This is a genomic window from Microvirga ossetica (assembly GCF_002741015.1).
Lineage (GTDB): Bacteria > Pseudomonadota > Alphaproteobacteria > Rhizobiales > Beijerinckiaceae > Microvirga > Microvirga ossetica.
The window spans coordinates 501,091-516,208 of record NZ_CP016616.1 but is presented as its reverse complement, the minus strand read 5'-3'; the positions used below and the strand labels follow the sequence as shown (position 1 = coordinate 516,208).

Annotated in this window: 14 protein-coding genes and 2 pseudogenes; 14 read left to right on the top strand and 2 right to left on the bottom strand. The window is 59.6% G+C overall.

Translation table 11 applies throughout. From position 1 onward, the window contains the following. Nucleotides 1-297 precede the first annotated feature (297 nt). From BB934_RS48790 to BB934_RS02180, 12 genes and pseudogenes are all read left to right on the top strand, one after another. Nucleotides 298-738, top strand: a complete 441-nt coding sequence (locus BB934_RS48790) for an ATP-binding cassette domain-containing protein (protein WP_210422128.1) — start codon at nt 298-300, stop codon at nt 736-738. After that, the gene (locus BB934_RS02230; protein WP_210422127.1) at nt 735-1,859 is read left to right on the top strand and encodes an ATP-binding cassette domain-containing protein; all 1,125 of its coding nucleotides are present in this window, start codon (nt 735-737) and stop codon (nt 1,857-1,859) included. The genes BB934_RS48790 and BB934_RS02230 overlap by 4 nt, the downstream gene beginning before the upstream one ends. A 9-nt stretch (nt 1,860-1,868) precedes the next feature. Beyond that, nucleotides 1,869-2,891, top strand: a complete 1,023-nt coding sequence (locus BB934_RS02225; RefSeq protein WP_173909412.1) for an ABC transporter permease — start codon at nt 1,869-1,871, stop codon at nt 2,889-2,891. A 10-nt stretch (nt 2,892-2,901) separates the two neighbouring features. Then, nucleotides 2,902-3,882 carry an ABC transporter permease gene (locus tag BB934_RS02220; protein WP_099508173.1) on the top strand — a complete coding sequence of 327 codons (981 nt, stop codon included), beginning with the start codon at nt 2,902-2,904 and terminating at the stop codon, nt 3,880-3,882. Nucleotides 3,883-4,035: 153 nt separating this feature from the next. Next, nucleotides 4,036-5,025, top strand: a complete 990-nt coding sequence (locus tag BB934_RS02215) for a sugar ABC transporter substrate-binding protein (RefSeq protein ID WP_237050144.1) — start codon at nt 4,036-4,038, stop codon at nt 5,023-5,025. Nucleotides 5,026-5,043: 18 nt separating this feature from the next. Next, nucleotides 5,044-5,844, top strand: a complete 801-nt coding sequence (locus BB934_RS02210) for an SDR family NAD(P)-dependent oxidoreductase (protein WP_099508172.1) — start codon at nt 5,044-5,046, stop codon at nt 5,842-5,844. A gap of 98 nt (nt 5,845-5,942) precedes the next feature. Further along, nucleotides 5,943-6,746 carry an SDR family NAD(P)-dependent oxidoreductase gene (locus BB934_RS02205; RefSeq protein WP_099508171.1) on the top strand — a complete coding sequence of 268 codons (804 nt, stop codon included), beginning with the start codon at nt 5,943-5,945 and terminating at the stop codon, nt 6,744-6,746. A gap of 98 nt (nt 6,747-6,844) precedes the next feature. Beyond that, on the top strand, nt 6,845-7,732 hold the full coding sequence (locus BB934_RS02200; RefSeq protein ID WP_099508170.1) for a 3-oxoadipate:acetyl-CoA acetyltransferase: 888 nt from the start codon (nt 6,845-6,847) through the stop codon (nt 7,730-7,732). Between the two features lie 59 nt (nt 7,733-7,791). Further along, the gene (locus tag BB934_RS02195; RefSeq protein ID WP_099508169.1) at nt 7,792-8,526 is read left to right on the top strand and encodes a CoA transferase subunit A; all 735 of its coding nucleotides are present in this window, start codon (nt 7,792-7,794) and stop codon (nt 8,524-8,526) included. Beyond that, nucleotides 8,526-9,218 (top strand): 3-oxoacid CoA-transferase subunit B, encoded by a 693-nt coding sequence (locus tag BB934_RS02190; RefSeq protein WP_099508168.1) that lies wholly within the window; start codon nt 8,526-8,528, stop codon nt 9,216-9,218. The genes BB934_RS02195 and BB934_RS02190 overlap by 1 nt, the downstream gene beginning before the upstream one ends. Before the next feature lie 47 nt (nt 9,219-9,265). Next, nucleotides 9,266-9,985, top strand: a pseudogene (locus tag BB934_RS02185) (SDR family NAD(P)-dependent oxidoreductase). Nucleotides 9,986-10,146: 161 nt separating this feature from the next. Continuing rightward, entirely contained in the window at nt 10,147-10,452 is a 306-nt protein-coding gene (locus BB934_RS02180) for a Dabb family protein (RefSeq protein WP_099508167.1), read from the top strand. Nucleotides 10,453-10,856: 404 nt separating this feature from the next. Here BB934_RS02180 and BB934_RS48915 read toward each other — a convergent pair whose 3' ends face one another. Then, nucleotides 10,857-11,012 carry a hypothetical protein gene (locus BB934_RS48915; RefSeq protein ID WP_237050143.1) on the bottom strand — a complete coding sequence of 52 codons (156 nt, stop codon included), beginning with the start codon at nt 11,010-11,012 and terminating at the stop codon, nt 10,857-10,859. Continuing rightward, a pseudogene (locus tag BB934_RS02175) lies at nt 11,009-11,484 on the bottom strand (SDR family NAD(P)-dependent oxidoreductase). Before BB934_RS02175 ends, BB934_RS48915 begins: the two are co-directional and overlap by 4 nt. 374 nt (nt 11,485-11,858) lie before the next feature. Between BB934_RS02175 and BB934_RS02170 the strand changes: the two are divergent. Continuing rightward, complete coding sequence (locus BB934_RS02170; RefSeq protein WP_099508166.1) at nt 11,859-12,155, top strand: putative quinol monooxygenase; 297 nt, start codon at nt 11,859-11,861, stop codon at nt 12,153-12,155. A 1,124-nt stretch (nt 12,156-13,279) separates the two neighbouring features. After that, nucleotides 13,280-14,767 (top strand): DUF1254 domain-containing protein, encoded by a 1,488-nt coding sequence (locus BB934_RS02160; RefSeq protein WP_099508164.1) that lies wholly within the window; start codon nt 13,280-13,282, stop codon nt 14,765-14,767. Nucleotides 14,768-15,118: the final 351 nt, after the last annotated feature.

Below are 15,118 nucleotides of genomic sequence, written 5' to 3'. Positions count from 1 at the left end.
AGCACCTCTGATGTGATGAGCGCTATAAGAATTTTGTGCACATACAGCACAACACTGGGAAGCGCTCTGAGGTTCTGACGCCATCAACGGCGATCCCAAACTCGACGATGCTGGCTTGCCATGTGGCCGGAAGCCGAGCCTGGCCGAAACCGCACCGGACAAGCCTGACTATGAAGCTGCGGCCTTTGCGTTGGACCGCTGGCGCGCAGCCGACCGCCAACAAGGCTCGTGGCTGGCCCGACCGGCTGGAGCAGCGACTGAGGCGCTCAGATTGACACGGCTAGAGAAGGGATCGAAATGGACGACGCCCAAGTTACCTACGCCAAACCTGTCGTGCTCAGCGCACGCAACCTTAGCAAGAGCTATGGCGGGATCCATGCTCTCGAAGACGTCGGACTTGACCTGAAAGCAGGCGAGATCCATGGCCTGTGCGGGGAGAATGGCGCAGGCAAGAGCACATTTATCAAGATCCTTGGCGGTTTCGTCCGGCCGAACACTGGGGAGATCCTGGTCAACAACACGCCCCTCTCGCTCGGGCACCCGACCGATCCTAAACTGGTCTCGATCGTCCACCAGGAACTGGCGATCGTTCCCACCCTTCCCGTCTTGGACAACATTCTGCTGGGCACCAAAGAATACGGTGAGCTCTACCTGCGGAACCGCTTCAAAGAGGTTGTCCGTGCCCAATTGGACGCTTCAAAGAGGTTGTCCGTGCCCAATTGGACAAAGTGGGATTGAGGCATATTCCCCTCGACATCCCCGCCGGTCGATTGAGCCTCGCAGAGCGGCAATTGGTCGAGATCGCCCGCGGCGTCTACCGGCAAGCAAAGGTTCTTCTGCTTGACGAGCCAACCGCGACCCTCTCGGATGCCGAAATCACACGGGTTTTTGAGACCGCGCGCTACCTGCGCGACCAAGGTACGGCGCTGGTGTTTGTCAGTCACCGCCTCGATGAGGTCTTTGCACTCACAGACCGCGTAACAGTTCTCCGCAACGGCCGTCATATCCTAACATCATCCACTCCCGAGCTTTCGGCCAAGGACCTGGTCAGAGCCATGATTGGGCGCGATGTGGCTCACGGCAATCATCGCCCGGCTCCGGCCGAGGCAGGTGCCGTCCCAAGGCTCCAAGTCTCCCGACTGTCGATCCCAGGCCAGCTCCGTCCAACGGATCTCTCCCTGGCGAAAGGCGAGATCCTCGCCATTGTCGGGCAACTCGGATCAGGCGCCGATGCGATTATGGACGAACTGGCAGGCCTGAACGGGAAGGTTTCGGCTGAGGTTCGGATTGACGGCAAGACCGTTCAGGTCAACGGCGTGCGTGAGGCCATGCAGCACGGGATCGCCTATGTTGCTGAGGACCGCGCCGGCAAGGGCGTGTTTCTTGATGCCACAATTGCTACGAACCTCACGTCTTCCGTCATGGCACAGTTCTCGCGTCGCGGCATAATGCAGGACCGCAACGAGGATGTGCGGTCGCAGGAGCTGGCGGCACAGTTCCAAATTGATGCCCGCCGTCTTCGCAGCGAGGTCTCGACACTGAGTGGCGGCAACCAACAGAAGGTCTCCCTCGGAAAAGCCGTCGCCCTTAAGCCGAAGGTTCTTCTCCTCAACGAGCCGACACGCGGTGTGGACATTGGTGCTCGCAGCGAGATTTACACCACCTTGCGCAAGATGGCTGATCAGGGCCTGTCGATCCTCTTCTATTCAACAGACCTTGAGGAGATCCTGGAGCTCGCAGACCGTGTGACCACGGTGTTCCGCGGCACCGTTGTGCGTTCCACCCGTCGGGAAAGCCTCACCGGCGATGACATTCTCCACGACATCATCAGCGGTCATTCCGCATCCGCAGCTGCGTAGGAGGCTCCGATGCATCCCACCGTTACTCCCCATTCTCCATCGCTAGAGCCGCGCCGGAGCTGGCTGCGTCATGGCGCCACGATCATGTCTTCATCGAGTCTTCATGCCACGTCCATTCGGGCAGCGACTCTCATTCTCGTCCTTGTTGCAAGCCTGTTCGTCCCACACTTCACGGACTTCGGAAACATCCAAGCGATCCTGTACTCCATTGCGCCTATTGCGATCGGCGCCATCGGCATGGCGATGATCACCTTGAACGGCAACCTCTTCATGCTCTCCATGGGTGCAACCGCGGCGCTCTCGACCGTCGCATTCGCGTCTCTTCTTCACCTTGGACTGTGGCCAGCATTGCTTTTGGTTATCATGATGGGCATCGGCATCGGGCTATCCCAAGGAGTCCTGATCGGAATAACCGGCGCGAACCCCATCATCACGACCATTGCGGCATCATCGATCATCGCCGGAGCCGGGGTCCTTTGGACAGGGGGTCTCACCGTTATCGGGTCCGGAGACGCGTCATCGCTCGGATCGGGGAGTTTGATGGCTCTCATCCCCAACCAGATCCTCGTAATGCTGTTGTTTGCGGCGACGACCAGCTTCGTGCTCGAACGCACCCGAATTGGCCGAGAGATCCGTCTGATGGGGATGCAGCGGAACGTCGCCCGCGTTGCCGGGCTGCGTCTTACCGCCGCGACGTTGGTGTCCTACGCGTTCGCCGGAGCCGCGGCGGCGCTCGCCGGAGGACTCATCGCTTCGTCCGCCGCCCGCGGCAACCTGACTTATGGCAGCGATCTCGACTTCAATGCGATCGCCGCAGTCCTTGTGGGTGGGATTTCGATCCAAGGAGGTCGAGGCCATGTCTCGGACGCGGTCGTCGGCGCGGTATTCCTCGGCGTGATCGGAAACATCCTCCTGGTGAGCGGTGTCAGCTACGAGCTCCAGCTGATTGTCAAAGGGCTCGTCGTCCTTGGTGCTGTGATCTTTGGCGTGGTTGCGGCTCGGTCCACGCTTCTGACTTTCCTGAAACCGTGAGGAGATCGCCATGGAACAGAACTCTCCTGAACGACTGAAGCTCGCTCTGCGCATCCTGTTGATCCTCGGAATGCCGATTGGCTTTGCTCTCGCCGCCGACCATTTCGTCTCGCAAGCAAACCTCTATGCGATGATGCAGTCCTTTGCCTTTCTCGGCCTCCTGACCCTCGGCCTCTCGGTTACGATGATCGCAGGAGAGTTCGACCTGAGCGTGGCGGCCGTCGCAACAGTCGCAGGTCTCATCACTGTCAAACTCGGCGGCGACAGTGCATTAATCGGGATCGGAGGTGCCGTCGCGTTTGGCATTGCTGTTGGTGTTGCCAATGCGGCCCTCTTACCCTGGCTTCAGGTGTCATCGCTGGTGACAACGGTAGGATCGATGATCCTCCTGACCGGGGTTGCCTTCTGGCTCGCCGGGGGCCGGGTTCTGAGTTACGACAACTTCGACGTCAGTGACTTTCTCGACCAGAACGTTGCCGGCATCTTTTCGATCCGTAGCCTGATCACGCTGGGGTGCTATATCCTGGTAGCGGGACTTCTACACTTCACGCGGATCGGGCGGGAGATCTATGCGGCTGGCGGGCATCGCAAGGCTGCCATCCAGAGCGGAGCCCGCGTCGGTCCTGCGTTAACAGTCTCCTTCATGATCTCAGGAGGGCTCTCGGCCCTCGGTGGATCTCTACTGTCTCTGAGCCTCGCGACTGCATCGGCAACGCTGAGTGGAAATGTTCTCCTGCAGGCAGCCTCGGCGGCCATCGTTGGCGGAGTGGCGCTTAGCGGTGGCATCGGAACGCCCATTGGCGTCGCCATCGGGGTCATGATCCTCACTATCCTGAACAACGGCCTGGGCCTTCTCAGTGCCTCATCGACGCAGATCCTTCTGGTGAATGGCGCAATTCTGTTGCTCGTAGTCCTGCTCGACGGGCGGCTCGGAATATCCTTGGCGAGGGTCTTGAGACTGAGGGAGCGCCAAGTCCTCACCCCTAGCTGACAGATTGCCGCTTCAAGCCCGGCGCCTGAAGCGACGAGCAGGACCCTGGCACCCTGCAATATCCGAAGTGCCACCTTGGAGCCAGGACGCAGATGGCGGTGAGCCAGCGACCTGAATCAACCAGGACTGACAAGACAACGAGGGAGAAACGACATGCCGACCATGACCAAATTGACTACTGCGGCCTTGACCATTGCGGGCTCACTGATCCTGGCACCGACCGTCACCAGCACGACAGCCGAGGCGGCAGCGAAAGGATCCAAGGTTATTCTCCTAACTGTATCCGAGTCGTGCGAGTATTGCGCCCTGCATCAGCGTGCCTTCACGAAGGCCGTGCGCGAAGCCGGGATCAATCTCGACGTCAAGATCAATGCCTTCAACGCCGCCGAACAAGCAAGCCAGGTGGATCAGGCAATTGCTCAGCGTCCGGATGCGCTTGTGGTTTGGCCGGCCGACGCAACGGCGATCGTGCCATCGCTGCGCAAGATCAAACAAGCCAACATCCCTCTGATCCTCACCAATTCCAAACCGGATCCGAAGTTTGAAAGCCTCTGGGTCACCTTCACCGGTCCAGACGATGTCGGTAACGGGCAAACCGCGGCAACCGTCATGAAGCAGGGGTTCCAAGAAAAGGGATTTGGCTCGGCCGGAAGTGTGTTTGTCATCCTGGGAGTGCTTGGGACGCCGCCTCAAATCCAGCGCCTTGACGGCTTTACGAAGGAGCTTGGCAAATCGGCCCCGGACATCAAGATCGTCGGGAGCCAGCCGGGCGACTGGGACCAGACAAAGGCGACTGACGCAGCCGCGGCGCTGTTTACCCAATACGGGGACAGCGTGAAGGGTGTCTATGCTGAAGCGGACAATATGCTGGCTGGCGTGATCGTTGCCGCACAGCGCGCCGGAAAGGATCCGAGCAAACTCGTCCTTGTTGGCAGCAACTGCAGCATTGAGGGCGTGAAAGCCATTGAGGCCGGGCAGCAGTATGGAACAGTGCTGCAGTCCCCCGTTGATGACGGACTCTACGCAGCGAAGGCGGTTGTCGACTTCCTTGACGGCAAGACGCTTGAGAAGAACCATCTCCTTCCTCATCCGGCCATCACGAAGACAAACGTCGCCGAGTGCAACGCCGCAGTTGGTCGCTGAGGGAAAGAGGATTAAGCAATGACTGATCGTGCAGCCCTCACTTTCAAACTTCCTGACGTGGTCGCCGTATCCGGTGCATCGTCGGGCCTCGGCCACGAACTGTGCCGGCTCCTGATCGGAGTCGGCGTGCAGGTCATCGGGGTTGACATTGCGAAAGCGCAACAAGATCTGGCGCCGCTGGACGGCTACAGCCATGTGACTGGAAGTGTCTCATCAGAAAACACATGGGCGGAGGTTGTCACATCGATTAAGGACAAAAGTCCCGAGTCGGTGGGTCTCGTGACCTCCGCGGCCATCCTCGATGTCGGAACCATCCTGGACGTTACACCCGCTGATATGACACGTGCGTTCGATGTCAACGTCGTCGGCACGGCTTTAGCAATCAAGGCGATCATGCCGCTTATGATTGAGAGAAGCGGAGGACCCATCGTGGCAGTGGCGAGTGTCGACGCCACGTTCGCGGAGCAGCAGCTATCCGTTTACGCGGCCTCCAAAGCCGCTGTGCGGCAACTTGCTCGCACGATTGCGATGGATCACGCCCGCCAAGGCATTCGTGTCAATGTCCTCAGTCCTGGGCCTATGCTCGCCGGCTTGTTCAAGCGGCATCTCGAATCTGCGGCAGACAGTGAGCGCTTCCTGGCGACTCGTTCGGCACGTCAGCCCGGTGGACGCATTCTTGAAGCGAGAGAAGTGGCACAGGCTGCGATGTTCCTGCTTTCAGACGGTGCCTCAGCCTTGAATGGTGCGGATCTGATCGCCGATGGCGGTCTGACGACGAGCTTCGACTTCCGCACCGGTGCAGAAGGTGCATCGGTCTAAGACGCGAGCTGATCGATCAGGCGAGCGATCAGACGAAGCGGTGACCGCAGGTTTCAAGAGTTCCAGGTTCAACGAAACGTGAGTAGGGAGAGAATACCATGGATATGGGATTAGCTGGAAAGATCATCCTGATCACCGGCGCTGCCAAAGGGATTGGGCAGGCCACTGCCCTCGCTTTCGCACGCGAAGGCGCAAGACTGGGCCTCCTCGATATTGACAGCGAAGGCCTTGAGGCCCTGAAAGGCGAAGTCAAGGCTCTTGGCAGCGAGGTGGTCACCGCGACTGCGGACCTTTCGACAGGCGGTGGTGTCTCGGAGGGTATCGACAACCTTCTGAAGGCGTATGACGGCCAAGTTGACGTCCTGGTCAACAACGTCGGGTCGGGCGCCATCAGGACGTTCGACCAGCTCAGTGATGAAGAGTGGGATCTGACGTTTCAGCTCAATTTCATGAGTTACGTGCGGTCATGCCGCAAAGTTCTGCCCATTCTCCGGCAGCGTGAGGGGGGCGTTATCATTAACAATGCCTCGGATCTGGCCCGTCAGCCTGAGCCGGTGCCGATCGACTACTCGGCGTCCAAGGCCGCGGTCCTGGCGCTCACGAAGGGGCTTGCCCGATCGGAAGGGCCGAAAATCAGGGTCAATGCCGTTGCCCCCGGCCCGGTTTGGACCCCGTTCTGGACCAAGCCAGGCGGCTTTGCCGAAACCATGGGCCAGTTTCACAAGATGCCGCCGCAAGAGGCGGTCGAGCATGAGATGAAGCTACGCCAATTGCCGCTTGCAAGGGTCGGTACGCCCGAGGAGGTCGCGAATGTCATCGTCTTCATGGCGTCAGATCGTGCGTCGTTCGTGACATCTGCCGTTTGGGGCGTTGACGGAGGCAGTATCCGCAACATCGCATGATCCATGCTCGCGCGAGCGTTGAAGCCAACATTCGCGCGGGCCAAGTACATTTCGCTTGCGGTGCAGATCACCCGTAGGCGGCTTCTCCAGAGGTTAAGATGGCTCCCGTCATTATTGCAGTCGCAATCACTGGTTCGGTACCACGCAAGAAGGATAATCCCGCGGTCCCGATTACTGTTGCGGAGCAGATCGAGTCGACACGCGAAGCCTACGAGGCCGGCGCTAGCCTGGTCCACATTCATGTCCGCAACGATGACGAGAGCTCTTCGTCCGATCCGGAACGCTTCGCCGCAGTCCAAGCGGGAATCCGGGAGCACTGCCCGGGTATGATCGTGCAGTTCTCGACGGGCGGCCGTGGGCGCGACCCGAGCGCACGGGGCTCCTCATTGTTTTTGAAGCCGGATATGGCGTCCTTGTCCACTGGCTCAGTGAACTTCCCGACCATCATCTACGAGAACCATACGACGCTCGTTGTTGATCTCGCTACCAAGATGAAAACCCACGGCATCCGCCCAGAGATCGAAATTTTCGATTTGTCGCACCTTCACCGTGCCTGGCGCCTGATCGACCAGGGATTGATCGACGAGCGGCCTCACGTGCAGTTCGTGATGGGCGTTCAAAATGCCATGCCCGCCGACGAGCATCTTCTTGATGTTCTCCTTGGCGAACTCAAGCGAATCCTGCCGAAGGCAACCTGGACCGCCGCCGGGATCGGCCGTCACCAAGCCGAGGTCATGGAGTGGGCTCTGGCCCGCGGCGCGGATGCCGTTCGGACCGGCTTGGAGGATAATATCCGAATTACGAAGGACCGGCTGGCGAGAAGCAACGCGGAACTGGTCGAGCACGCTGTTCGTGCCATTGAACGGCGGGGCCGGCGGTCGGCGACGCCGGAGGAGGCGCGGGCCATCTTAGGTTTACAACCTGCAACAGGGCCCGAGGTCGCAGCTCTCTCGACAAGCTCACCGGTCAAGAGCCGCCCGATCTAACAGCCATCCCAAACTGAAGATGGTCAGAGAACGAATCCAAACCATGGGAAGGGTGAACAGTGGACAAAGTCTATAAAGATGCAGCGTCGGCGATCGCCGACTTGGTCAAGGATGGCATGACCATCATGGCCGGGGGCTTCGGCCTTTGCGGCATTCCGGAGGCGCTGATCGAAGCAATTCGCGATTCGGGGGCGAAGGACCTCACCTTCATCTCCAACAATGCCGGCGTGGACGGGATCGGCCTCGGCCGGCTGCTGGAGACTCGCCAGATCCGCAAGATGATCAGTTCCTACGTGGGCGAGAACAAGCTCTTCGCCCAACAGTACCTCTCGGGCGAGCTGGAGCTCGAGTTCAACCCTCAAGGCACGCTGGCCGAGCGTATCCGCGCCGGCGGGGCGGGCATCCCGGCCTTCTACACCAAGACCGGCGTGGGCACCCTCATTGCCGAGGGCAAGGAGGTGCGTGAGTTCAATGGTGAGAAATACGTCATGGAGACGGGCCTTTTCGCCGACATTTCCATCGTCCATGCCTGGAAGGGCGACACGGAAGGCAACCTCGTCTACCGCAAGACCGCCCGCAACTTTAACCCGATGATGGCCACCGCCTCGCGGCTGACCATCGCCGAGGTGGAGCACCTGGTGCCGGCGGGCGAAATCGACCCGGACTGCATCCACACCGCAGGCATCTTCGTCAAGCGCATGGTGCATGTGCCGAACCCCGTCAAACACATCGAGCAACGCACGACCCGCAAGCGCGCTGAAGCCGCGCCCGCGGCCGCAGGGGAGGAAGTCTGATGGCCTGGACCCGTGAACAGATGGCTGAGCGCGCCGCCAAGGAACTGCGCGACGGCTTCTACGTGAATCTCGGCATCGGTATCCCGACGCTCGTGTCCAACTTCATCCCCAAGGGCATGCGCGTGCAGCTTCAGTCGGAGAACGGCATGCTGGGCATGGGCCCGTTCCCCTTCGAGGGCGAGGAGGACCCGGACTTGATCAATGCCGGCAAGCAGACGATCACCGAGCTGCCGACCACGAGCTATTTCTCAAGCGCGGATTCCTTCGGCATGATCCGCGGCGGCCATATCGACCTGTCGATCCTCGGCGCCATGCAGGTGGCCCAGAACGGCGATCTCGCCAACTGGATGATCCCGGGCAAGATGGTGAAGGGCATGGGCGGCGCTATGGACCTCGTGGCTGGCGTCAAGCGCGTGGTGGTGGTGATGGAGCACGTGGCCAAGGCCAAGGACGGCTCAGAGGACCCGAAGCTTCTGAAGGAGTGCAACCTGCCGCTGACCGGCACCGGCGTGGTGGATCTGGTGATCACGGATCTCGGCGTCTTCTCCATCGACAAAAAGGGTGGCTCCGGCATGACCCTGATCGAGCTGGCAGACGGCGTGACAGTCGAGGAGATCAAGGCCAAGACCCAGGCTGAGTTCACGGTCGCGTTAGAGACCCGCATTGAGCATTTGAATTTTAAGACGGCATAGGCCGGCCGGGACAAATCTAGATGCTGGTGAGTGGAGGAGATTGAGCAATGACACGTCTCAACGGAAAGGTCATCTTGGTGACCGGTGCAGCGCAAGGAATTGGCCTTGCCATCGCTAGCCTGTTTTCTAGGGAAGGTGGAACAGTCGTCGCCGGAGATGTGAAGGATTTTACCGGCAACAATGACTTCGAGACCGTTCATCTGGATGTATCATCAGAGGACGACTAGACAAGCGTGGTCCAGGGTATTCTCGACAAATATGGACGGATTGATGTCTTGGTCAACAATGCTGGGATTGTTGCCTGTTATGAGCCGGTCCTTGGAACCGACCGCGCAAGTTGGGACCGCGTGATTGCGGTGAACCTCACGGGAAGTTTCCTTGGTATGCAAGCTGTTCTTCCGAGCATGCGAAAGGCAGGCAAGGGCTCCATCATCAACTTCTCATCCATCTGGGGAAACGTGGGCGTTGGCGGAGCGGCCGCCTACAATGCAGCCAAGGGGGGCGTTCGAAATATGACGAAGAACGCTGCCGTTACCTATGCCGCAGAGAATATTCGCGTGAACTCCGTACATCCAGGTCTCATTCGCACGCCTCTTGTTGAAGGGCAGTCCAACGAGATGAATGCCGGAATTATCGCTCAGACTCCCATGCGTCGTATGGGGACACCCGAAGAGGTCGCCTATGGCTGTCTGTTTCTCGCAAGCGATGAGTCGTCGTTCGTAACAGGCAGCGAGCTGATCATTGATGGGGGCTACCTCGCTCAATAACTCTAACGTCGATCAGGTGGACCGGTGTGCTACCGGAAGTCGAACCTTCCGATAGCCTCTGTGATAGCGAGAACCTTTGTCATCGATCATGCCGAGTAGGTTCGTCGGACATGTACCAGTCTCGCAAGCGGCTATGACCTAAAACCCAGCGAGGGGATAACGTGATCAAACATATTGTTATGTGGGATGTCCGAGGTGAGACGTCGGAGCAGAAGCAGGAGGCAGCATCGCTCGTAAAGGCGAGCTTCGAACAGCTACGCGGCCAAGTACCCGGATTGGTCCACCTGGAGGTCGGTATTGATTTCAGCAACGAGTCGCACGCATGTGATGTGGTTCTATACTCGGAATTCAAAGATCGGGCCTCGCTGGATGCATACGCCCGTGATCCTGCTCACCTCAAAGTCCGCAGAGAGTTGGAAGGTGTACGGATCGCTCGTCACCAGGTCGATTATGTTCATGAAAAATGAGTCTGATAAATCTGAAGACTTGCGGGTGTTCGACGCTCCCCATTCCGGTCCGCTCTTACGACTCGCAGTTCCAGCAGCTGCCGTAAGGACGACTTCGGCGTCGTTGCAAGAGAACGCCGTTCTTTTTTACCCGCCCGCTCTTTTGGCAACAAGCCGTGCCAGACGAAGGCCCTATTCGCTGGAATCGCATGCGGCGTCCTGCACCACGTCTGCTACGTAGTTACAGATTTTTGGCCCAAACCCATTTACAGCCTTGCTGGGCCACTTTCTGCTGCAGGTAGGGAAGCATCAGGCGAGCTTAAATTGGGCCTGTCCTGACGGCTCTAACGCGGTCGGTCTTTTGCCAACCCGATTCTCATTTGGGGTGGGAACAAGAACAGCAGTTCTTGTTCCCACCCCTGGCCTCAGCTCATGTACCAGCCGCCATTCACGTTGATGGTCTGGTCGGTCACGTAGCCGTTGCGGGCCAGCATGACCGCCACCTGGGCGACCTCGTCGACGGCCCCAAACCGGCCCACCGGGATCAGGTCCGGGCGAACGTTCGGGTTGTCGCGGATCATGCCGTCTCGACCAGGGCTGGAGCAATGGCGTTGGCCGTGATGCCTTCCTTCGCGAACCGGGATGCATACGAGTGGGTGAGCCCGATCAACCCGGCCTTCGAGGCGGCATAATGCGGGCCGGCCACACCGCCGGTCTGAGCCGCGACGGAGGACAGATTGACGATCCGGCCCCAGCCCGCCGACCGCATCCGCGCAGCACGGCCTGCGTGACCAGAAAGGCGGAGGTGAGGTTGGCGAGCAGGATGTCGTTCCAGTCCGTCTCGGTGACGTCCTCGGTGGCTTGCGGCCGGGTGATCCCGGCGTTGTTGACCAGGATGGCGATGGGACCGAGAGCAGAGGAGCCTTGCTCGATGAGGTGGGTGACCTCTGGGGCCCGGGTCACGTCGGCCCGGATGGCCAGGGCCCGTCGCCCAAGTCCTTCAATCTCGGCGACCACGGCGGTGGCTTCGGCAGCGCTGGCCCGGTAGTTCATCACGACGTTAGAGTTTGACCCCAACCGGACCTTCCGGGATCAGTTCTCCCATTCAAGTCTATGGTCCATAACGTCCTATTATCCGTTTACACGCCTCGCGCACGCATGCGCCAATCAAGCAGCCGCCTGAGATGTCGGGCCGCCTGCGCCGCCGCGCAGTCGCTTGATATGCTCTAAGACCATGGCTTGGTCATAGGCTTTGCGAGATGAGGGCCTTCCTCGCAGAGGTCGCCTGCGGTTCACGCGCTTGTGAATCTGAAGCGGCCAGCCCATATGCCCCTGCGGAACAGGGGTTATCTCGGGTTCCTCCACGTATGTGGACAGGTGGCAGACCGGCGAGAAATTGCCTGCGGGTTTCAAAGGACAAGATTGTTATGAGCAAACAAATCACGACTATTGCTCGGCTCAAAGCTAAGCCGGGAGCCGAAGCGCGGCTTGAAGAAGTGTTAAAAAGCTTGATTGAGCCGACCAGAGCGGAAAGCGGCTGCATTGACTACACCATGCACCGCGATTTGGAAGAGCCGGGCGTTTATTACTTTTATGATAATTGGCACTCACAGGAGGATTTGGATGCACATTTTGAAATGCCGCACATGAAGCGCGTAATTGAAATCGCGCCCGACGTTTTAGCCGAACCGCTCAAACTTATTCGCCTCGAAAAGCTCGGTTAAACTGATCGTCGAAGAATGGGCATAACGACCTGACGTTCAGCTTCCGTTAGATATGTCCGCTATCATATCCCGCTCTGATTAGAAAAAGCCGCTCCCGCAAGGTTGAGCGGCTTTTTCATTTCCGCCCGTAGGCAATCTACGCGACGACCGATATCGGATCGTCGTTCGCGGCCCGCTGCTTCCACTTGTTCCGGTCGCGCTTGGGGACAAAGCCCACGTCGTTCCTTGCGGTGCGTCCAATGGAGGGGCTGACACTTGCCCGCCTGCCCCAGATACGCGTATTATCAGACTAACGCCCTCGCGTTCACAAGAATTCGCTCCCGTCACGCGAGCCATCTCGCATAGGCTTTAACATCGATCATTGCCACAGTGGCTGTCGCTTGGAGTCGGGCAATTAGCTCGCGCAAGAACGCGGTTGCGGGCTCGCCTTCATTCGTGAAGCTGTATTGCTTTCCATCCAAGGCGTAATGCCCGTGCGCTGCCACCTCGTATGCACGGAACGTCTGAAAATGGCACATCTCGGAAGATGCGCTTTGGTCTGCTCATTAGGCGGTGAGCGGACCTTTATTTCAATTGCTGTTCGTTACTCTTTGACCCAAAGGAGACCATCATCGAGGCTATATGAGCCATCATCGCGTCTGATAATGCCTCAGGTTTGAATTCCTCTCGCCCTTGGTGATGGCATGCACTAACCTCGGCATTCGATCACAGGGGCGAGGGGGCGACCCATGAAGCGAGGTCTGGCAGCTCTGGCGGCTCTGGCCCTGTCAGTCCGGGGGCGGAAGTCCAATTCGCGTTGTCCAATAATCCCGACCACGTCTACACGTCGACGGCCAGCGGCATCGTCAGCGGTGTTGGAGAAGGGCAGATTGTGTCTGGCGGAACTCTCACGAGTGTGACGGCGCTGCCGATGATGACGGAGTACCAGCGCTCATCAACACACCGGGAGATATGGATGCGGCTGCCTTGCGTCCCGGCATGTCGGGGACCGCGTCTGCCTATGCTCCAAATTCCGCGCCGTTCGATTTCTTCGGCTGGGTGCTGCTCTACGGAGGGCGCTCGCGCTTTATCTGTAACTCTGAAATCGCAGGAGAAGACCGATGAGAACGTCCTTGAGACCACCCATGGCTGTCGTGATTGCGACCGTGGCAGCTCAATTCGTGGGGTTCGACATGGCTCATGCGCAGCAGTACAAGACCGACATTCCGCCGGCCATCACCATCCCCGACAGCGTCGACACCCGGCTCGGAACGCTGAACTTCAAGGACGGCTTTCCGGACGACACCACGGCCCAGAAGGTCTACGACAATCTCGACTTCCAGCACGGCGTGCAGGCGTTCCTGACGGCGATGCCGGCGGCGTCGCTGGCTGCGCAACGCAAGGCCATACGCGCCTTCGGCCCCGACAACCAGACGGTCCTGATTTTCGAGAAGCTGATGGATTCGCGGTCGCTGTTCCTGACCGCCAACACCGAGAGCATCTACGCCCTCGCCTGGCTCGATCTGAGAAAAGGCCCGGTCGTTGTCGAAAGTCCGCCGAATACGTTGGGACTGGTCGACGACTTCTGGTTTCACTACGTCACCGATCTCGGCAACGCCGGACCGGACAAGGGCAAGGGCGGCAAGTTCCTCTTCCTGCCGCCGGACTATGCGGGGGCGGTGCCCGAGGGCTACCACGTCTTCAAATCGGCCACGTACGGCAATCTCCTGGGGACGCGCGGTTTCCAGGTGAACGGCGATCCGAAACCCGGGGTCGACAACATCAAGCAAAAACTGCGCATTTACCCGTTGGCCGAGGCGTCAAATCCGCCGGCGACACACTTCGTGGATGTCTCCGGCAAGAGCTTCAACACCATCCATGCGATGGACTTCTCCTACTTCGAGGAGGTCAACGAGGTCGTGCAGGAGGAGCCGGGCGCGGCGATCGATCCGGAGACGCTGGGCTTGCTCGCCTCCATCGGCATCGTCAAGGGAAAGCCTTTTGCGCCTGACGCGCGGATGAAGGCGATCCTGACCGAGGCGGCCTCGGTCGGCAACGCGACAGCGCGGACCCTGGCGTACAGGTCCCGCATCCAGGAGGCGCGTCTTTACCCGGACAGCGCCTGGGAGACGCCGTTCATCGGCGGCAGCTACGAATTCCTGAGCGGGGGCGCCAGGCTGCTCGACGCACGCTCGTTCTTCTTCTTCGTGGCCACCGGCATCACGCCGGCGATGTCCATCAAGATGGTCGGCGCGGGTTCGCAATATGCGGCTGCCTTCGCCGATTCCAAGAATCAGCGGCTCGACGGCGGCAAGACGTACCGGCTGCGGCTGCCGCCCAACATCCCGATCAAGGATTTCTGGTCGCTGGTGCTCTACGACAACCAGACCCGTTCGATGCTCCAGACCGACCAGCAGTTCCCGAGCATCGGCAGCCAGAAGAAGGGGGTCGTGGTCAATGCCGATACATCGGTGGACGTGTATTTCGGACCCAAGGCGCCCTCCGGCAAGGAGGCCAACTGGGTGCAGACCTGGCCCGGCAAAGGTTGGTTCGTGATCCTGCGCCTCTACGGCGCATTGGAGCCGTTCTTCGACAAGACCTGGAAGCCCGGCGAGATCGAGGAGGTCAATTGAGCGATCGACTTCCGCGCAGGGAGCAAACTGTTCTGGGGTCAACGCCTTCCGGCGATGGTCGAGTCAGCCCGCATCGGCCTGGTGCAGCAGTCATCGTGCGGTCGCCGGACGGTTACAGCGTCGTCGTTAGGCAGGACTTCAGCGATCTTGAAACCGGCTTCGTCGAGGAGGTCGGCCATTCCGCACACGGCCTTCTGCGCAATTTCGCTCATGTTCTGGGAACGTCTTCAAATGTGATGGGTTTCGGATGCCGGCCACCACAGACGCAGGCATGTGCACCGGGGCCGGCGTCCGAAAGCCTCCAGGGAACGAACCCGCGGGATGACGATCGCAGGTTCCGGGACTATGGGG